This window comes from Lamprobacter sp., from assembly GCF_034860625.1.
Taxonomy (GTDB): Bacteria; Pseudomonadota; Gammaproteobacteria; order Chromatiales; family Chromatiaceae; genus Lamprobacter.
The window spans coordinates 1-1378 of the sequence record NZ_JAYESN010000514.1 but is presented as its reverse complement, the minus strand read 5'-3'; the positions used below and the strand labels follow the sequence as shown (position 1 = coordinate 1378).

Annotated in this window: 1 rRNA gene; it reads left to right on the top strand. The window is 49.0% G+C overall.

What is annotated here, in order from left to right:
- A 23S ribosomal RNA gene (locus tag VBE63_RS29370) occupies nt 1-1378 on the top strand; the annotation flags it as partial.

Genomic DNA, 1378 nt, shown 5'->3' with positions numbered 1-1378 from the left:
CCTGAAGGGGAGTGAAATAGAACCTGAAACCGTGTACGTACAAGCAGTAGGAGCAGACTTGTTCTGTGACTGCGTACCTTTTGTATAATGGGTCAGCGACTTACATTATGTAGCGAGATTAACCGAATAGGGGAGTCGTAGGGAAACCGAGTCTTAAATGGGCGTTTAGTTGCATGGTGTAGACCCGAAACCGGGCGATCTATCCATGGCCAGGTTGAAGGTGCCGTAACAGGTACTGGAGGACCGAACCCACGTATGTTGAAAAATGCGGGGATGAGCTGTGGATCGGAGTGAAAGGCTAATCAAGCCCGGAGATAGCTGGTTCTCCTCGAAAACTATTTAGGTAGTGCCTCATGTCTTACTGTTGGGGGTAGAGCACTGTTATGGTCTAGCGGTCCGTCAAGGATTAGCAGCCCATTGCAAACTCCGAATACCAACAAGTACAATCATGGGAGACAGACTGCGGGTGCTAACGTCCGTAGTCAAGAGGGAAACAACCCAGACCGCCATCTAAGGTCCCTAAATATTACTAAGTGGGAAAGGATGTGGGAAGGCTCAGACAGTCAGGAGGTTGGCTTAGAAGCAGCCACCCTTTAAAGAAAGCGTAATAGCTCACTGATCGAGTCGGCCTGCGCCGAAGATTTAACGGGGCTAAGTAATATACCGAAGATGCGGATGCCATTTATGGCATGGTAGAGGAGCGTTCTGTAAGCCTGCGAAGGGGCATTGTAAAGTGTCCTGGAGGTATCAGAAGTGCGAATGCTGACATGAGTAGCGATAAAGGGAGTGAAAAGCTCCCTCGCCGAAAGACCAAGGTTTCCTACGCAACGTTAATCGACGTAGGGTTAGTCGACCCCTAAGACGAGGCCGAGAGGCGTAGTCGATGGGAAGCAGGTTAATATTCCTGCACTTTTTATTACTGCGATGGAGGGACGGAGTAGGCTAGATCAGCTTGGCGATGGTTGTCCAAGTTTAAGGATGTAGGCATGTATCTTAGGTAAATCCGGGATACTCTATGCTGAGACCTGATGACGAGTCCTCTTTTGGACGAAGTGATTGATGCCATGCTTCCAAGAAAAGCTTCTAAGCTTCAGGTAATAAAGAATCGTACCCCAAACCAACACAGGTGGTCAGGATGAGAATTCCAAGGCGCTTGAGAGAACTCGGGTGAAGGAACTAGGCAAAATAACACCGTAACTTCGGGAGAAGGTGTGCCCTTAAAGGTGAAGGACTTGCTCCGTAAGCTTTTGAGGGTTGCAGAGACCAGGTGGCTGCAACTGTTTACTAAAAACATAGCACTGTGCAAAATCGAAAGATGACGTATACGGTGTGACGCCTGCCCGGTGCCGGAAGGTTAATTGATGGGGTTAGCTTAGGC